The organism is Rhodococcus sp. NPDC019050 (genome assembly GCF_055664235.1).
The window spans coordinates 1-5,221 of the sequence record NZ_JBVOON010000037.1 but is presented as its reverse complement, the minus strand read 5'-3'; the positions used below and the strand labels follow the sequence as shown (position 1 = coordinate 5,221).

Annotated in this window: 5 protein-coding genes; 2 read left to right on the top strand and 3 right to left on the bottom strand. The window is 32.3% G+C overall.

Features of this window, described 5'->3' with window-relative positions:
- The first annotated feature begins 177 nt into the window (after positions 1-177).
- Complete coding sequence (locus AC0B44_RS21090; RefSeq protein WP_350623827.1) at positions 178-495, top strand: hypothetical protein; 318 nt, start codon at positions 178-180, stop codon at positions 493-495.
- 124 nt (positions 496-619) lie between these two features.
- On the opposite strand, the gene AC0B44_RS21085 is transcribed toward AC0B44_RS21090, so the two are convergent.
- Positions 620-859, bottom strand: a complete 240-nt coding sequence (locus AC0B44_RS21085) for a hypothetical protein (protein ID WP_350623825.1) — start codon at positions 857-859, stop codon at positions 620-622.
- 373 nt (positions 860-1,232) lie between these two features.
- Between AC0B44_RS21085 and AC0B44_RS21080 the strand changes: the two genes are divergently transcribed.
- Entirely contained in the window at positions 1,233-2,051 is an 819-nt protein-coding gene (locus AC0B44_RS21080; protein ID WP_350623823.1) for a replication initiation protein, read from the top strand.
- A 334-nt stretch (positions 2,052-2,385) separates the two neighbouring features.
- Here the strand turns inward: AC0B44_RS21080 and AC0B44_RS21075 are convergent, their stop codons facing one another.
- Entirely contained in the window at positions 2,386-2,808 is a 423-nt protein-coding gene (locus AC0B44_RS21075; protein ID WP_350623821.1) for a hypothetical protein, read from the bottom strand.
- Positions 2,809-3,013: 205 nt separating this feature from the next.
- Positions 3,014-4,900 (bottom strand): MobQ family relaxase, encoded by a 1,887-nt coding sequence (mobQ, locus tag AC0B44_RS21070; protein WP_350623818.1) that lies wholly within the window; start codon positions 4,898-4,900, stop codon positions 3,014-3,016.
- Positions 4,901-5,221 lie beyond the last annotated feature (321 nt).

Sequence of the window (5,221 nt, the reverse complement as noted above, 5' to 3'; positions counted from 1 at the left end):
GAATATGCTCTTTGTTTGCAACGCAAACCGCACACAAACGAAGTTTGTATAAGTGCGCCCTTCTTCACTTTGTTCATTGGGGTGATTATACCACAGGCAGAGTGAAGATACTATTATGTAATTCTAGTGTTTCTGCGATAGTTTGATTATAATAGAGAAAAACAAGGCGGTAGGGGAGTGAGAGCTTTGGCTCGAAAGACAGAAGAAGAAAGACTATTAGAGATGGATGAAAAAATTAAGAAGATGCAAGCCGAGAAGCAAAGGCTTGCTAACCAATTAAAACAAAAGGAAAGAAAGGCAAGAACACAAAAGCTAATTAGAATGGGTGGATTATTAGAAAAACATTTAGGAATAACAGGAGAAGAAGAAACTATTAAGTTGATTGCTTCTTTCCAAAAATCTATTTTGGAAAATAAAGATAGAGTAAATGCCATGGACATTAATCAAGCTAGAAATATACTAGGGATTCAAGTCCAGAGTTCAAAAGAATCTTAATCCATATTTTATTGTGTTTCTACTCTAGGTTAGATAAAAGATACCGATTTTGAAATTTATCAAAATCGGTATCTTTATCTAACTCTATTTATAAAAGGATGTATTTTCTTCTTTAAAATCGAAATTAAATGGGACCAGTTACATAATACATAAATAATAATATAGAAGACAAAATGCCTATACTATTTAAGATTTTCCCCATAAAAATATAATTGTTTTTTCTCTCTTTAATTTTTTTTGCTTGTTTATATCCTATAACTCCTAATATTATTGCAACTAAACAAAACCATAAAGAAAATACAGTCAAATAAGCAGAGATCAGAGCAACAAAACCTATTAAAATAGCTTTTACTTCCTCCTGCACAATATATACCTCCCTAAACATTCTTTGTTTTTCCATTTTTTATTATATATGTTATTAATTTGAAGAAATATTCGGATTGATATAAAAAATTAAGGGACATAATTTTAACTTTTAATAATATAGTTATTTTTTAAAGATTTTTAAAACCTTTTTACTTATTTATAGGAGCTTGAAACCCTTGGGGCTGTAAGTCTCAAAAATTTAAAAGTGAGTTTTGGTGCACTTAAAGTGAGTTTTGGTGCACTTAAAAGTGAGTTTTGGTGCACTTAAAGTGAGTTTTGGTGCACTTAAAGTGAGTTTTTTAGAAAAACTTGTTTTTTAACTCACTTTTAAATATGATAGTTATATCAAGAGTTATGAAAGGAATAAAGAAATGGCAAGGAGATTAGAAAAATTATCTGATAGAGTACCAAAATTAAAAGAAATGGAAACACGTAATTTCCCCGTTGTTAAATCTAATCATCTAATTCAAAAAACTCGTTTTGATTTAACATTGGTTGAACAAAAATTGATATTGCACGTAATCCAAATGATTGAGCCAAAAGATGATGATTTTAAAACGTATCGTTTTTCAATTAAGGATTACTGTAAAATTTGCCAAATCAGCGATAGAAGTGGGAAAAACTATTCGATTATTAAAAGTTCCCTGAAAAAGATAAGCGACAAAAGTTTTTGGATGGAACAAGAAGATGGTACGGAAGTGTTAATGAGGTGGATCGACAAAGTAGTTATAGACCATAAGAAAGACATAATTGATATTAAATTGGATAAAGATTTAAAGCCTCATTTGTTGCAGTTGAAGCAATTTTTCACTAAATATAATTACTTATATGTAATGACTATGAAAAGCCAATATAGTATTAGGCTCTATGAAATATTAAAGTCTTACGAAAATGTCCAAGGGATTATTTATGAAGTGGATGAATTAAGGAAAGTCCTAAATCTAGATGATGATACATTACCTAGATGGGTTGATTTCAAGCGTTTTGTGATAGAACAAGCTATTAAAGAAATCAATAAATTAACTGACATTACGATTACATACGATACGATTAAAAAGGGAAGAAGTGTTTTCGAAGTTGTATTTAATATTAAATCCAAGTCTGAAACACAAAAAATTATATCTCAAAGATTAATTGAAAGAACATTAGATAAGAAAAATAAAGATAATGATGATGATACTCCTTACTAATAGCATTGAGAACGTTTTAAAGGGGTTATATTGAGCCCTTTTTTAAAATAACGCATTTAAAGGTGTTAAATGGATAACGGCCTTCTACGGGCTTTGTATACACTTTAAAGGGGGAGTTGATAGTTATGGAATTTGATGATTCAAAAAAAATCATAAATGGGGAATTTGATATGAACCGCACTTGGTATGTAGGATTTGAATACAAAAGGGATTACGCAAAAAAGCCTTTGTCTGGGGAGGAAAATGAAAAACTAGTGGATGATCTAATCCAGGTCTTTGCAAAGTATGAAATGCAGTGGAAAATGAAATAAAAGGCTACCCAAAGGCAACCTTTTTATCGTTTTATTAAAGGTTCGGATTTAAAAAGAACTTTTTTTGTTTCAGCATCAACAATTATATTTTTTATATCTTTACCATTTTCAGATACTGTTAAATAAACATATACTTGTCTATTAGGATGAAAACCATCACCTGAAACTCGATTTTCACCAATAAACTCATCTACTTTTGACAACACCTTGTTCACATCTTTAAAAGAGACTTTTTCTCTAATGTTAATTTTAGCGTTCTTGTATTCAGTATATTGTTTTTGGTCTATTGAGCTATAAAAAGAATTTGGACTAGCAAACTTTTCACTAGAGTTATCAGGATATTTGCTCCATGATTCTTTTGCTGGTTCCTTAGCTTGAATTGAATTTGTGCTTATTCCCATTACTAAAACAACTAATAATATCATTGCAGTAATCATTTTCTTCATTTTGTATTCAACTCCTTTTTTGTATTATTTGATTGATTATCTGTTTTTATAAACAAATCTCTATAAGAAATAAAAAATGACCTCCCTACGGCTTGGCGCTGTTTGGAGGTCATTTCACTGATCTATAAAATATAGAGCCAATTCTTAAAAGAGTAGGCTAGCTACAGATGCTGTCACATCTGTAGCTTTTTTGAATATAGCATGATTACCTTTCTAACCCAATGTTTTGCCCTTTTAAGCGTTGCTTTGGTTTTTGCTTAGCATTTACTTTGTGTTCCTGCTTTTGGGCTTGTTCTACCCCTTCTAGGATGGCTGAAAGAAAGTCATTGCTTTGGCTTAGGCTTTGCGTTTCTTGTTGAACTTTTTCAAGTGCTGGAGCAACTTTCTCTATTTCTCTTTTATGTTGTTCCAAATGCTCCCGATCTTCATAACCGATGGTTCGAATAGCTTGAGTTAACTGTTCTCGTTTTTGTAAATCTTTCTGATAAGCTTGTTGTTCTTCCTTGGAAAACAGAATTTTTCCTTTTAAGTAAGGATTCGATTCGATTCGTTCAATTCGTTTTTCTAGTTCAGTAAGATGATTAAAATAACTTTCTGCATTTTGAGCATTCCGAACAGCCAGATTATAGTTTTGAATACCTTCTCGATTTAATTCAATTTTATGCTGTCTTTGTTCTAAAGTATGTTTTATGTTGTCGAGCGATATAGTTTTTCCTTGTTTCTCATTTAGTCGGTTCAATTTAGATGCTGTCTTGTAATCCAAATATTGTCCTGCTGTTTTCAATTCAGGATATTGGATAGCTACTTTACGAATTAGCTTTTGCTTTAGTATTTCTTCTGTCTGGTTTAGTATTTGTTTTTGGTCTACAGATTTTAAGATGCTCCCGTTTAAAGTTCGAGTAGACGTATCAATTTGTTTACTTAATTGCTTTTTAGCTAACTGGATCTCTTCACGTGCAGATAAACCAGCTTCTTTTAAACATGTATTTAAGTGGTCATGCTGGCTGATGATTTTATCTTGTAAAGTGTTGATACTAGCACGCAAATTTTCTTTTTCCTTACGTTGGAAAAATCCTACTTTATCAAGTTTTCCCTTTAATTCTTCTAATGTTTTTTCATAATGAGAAAGCTGTTTTTCTGCTTGTTCTGCAATAGAAACTATGTGATTTTTTGTCTTTAAAGATTCTAGTGCTTTTCTTTGTTGTTCGGTCTGTACTTCTAATGATTTTCTATAGTTGGCAATTGTTGCTACCGTTGGAATTTCGCCAATAATTTGTTTGGCTGCCTCCACATTTTTTTGTTCTTCAGTAGTTAATTCTACAGACTTCTTTTGCTCCTGTTGTTTTAACTCTGCTTCTATTTGTTGCTTCTCTTGGCGGTATCTTTGTAAGTCATAAACAATAGCATTATGCTTTTGTACTTCACGATTAATATTACCTCGCTCAGTTTTCATCCCCTTTTTCTCCATATCAGAAGCGACATGCCCCATATGAACCGTAGGTAAGATTTCAAGTCCACGTTCAGCGTGAGATTTATGTGTAATTCGTTCTTTGATGTTTGATTGTTCTAATGCTTTATTTGCGTATTCTGACCATTGTTCTCTCCACTGCTCCAGCAGTTCTTTTTTGTTCCAATCACGATTCTTTGTAGTAAAGCCTTCTTCTGAAATTTCTCGTGTTGTTAACATTATGTGAGCGTGAGGATTGTTGGAGTCATCTCTATGAATAGCGATATCAGCAACCATGCCTTTATCTACAAATTGGTCTTGGATGTAGCCTTTGATTAATTCAGTTTGTTGTTGATTGGAAAGTTCTTTAGGTAAAGCAATATTTATTTCTCTGGCTAATTGAGAGTTCTTTCTTTTCTCAGAACGTTCAATTTCATTCCAAAGAATCTCACGATTTTTAACCCAAACAGGGGAATTTTCAGGAGCAAGAATATGGGTTTCCGGCTTCACTTCTCTTTTGTAAAATTTACTTTCATTAGTTTGTTCATCAACTAAACGCTGACCAGAACGATAGGCAGCTGACGCAATTGCTGATTGTCCTTTTCCTCTGGAAATCATTTGTGCTGAGAAGTGATAGATTGCCATATGCTTGAACCTCCTTTTCAAAAGATTTTGTAGTAGCCGTAATAAAAATGATCGTACCGTAAGGTGGGAGAATTTTTATTATGGAATCGTAAGAAATTAATTAGACGAAATGGCATTTTGCCAATGAGAAATAATTAATCTCTTACGATGAGTTTTTGTATTCGTCACAAGACGGATACTCATTCGCACATCAGCGAATGAAGGATTTTAATTTTTATATTCGCAACAAGCGAATATGCTCTTTGTTTGCAACGCAAACCGCACACAAACGAAGTTTGTATAAGTGCGCCCTTCTTCACTTTGTTCATTGGGGTGATTATA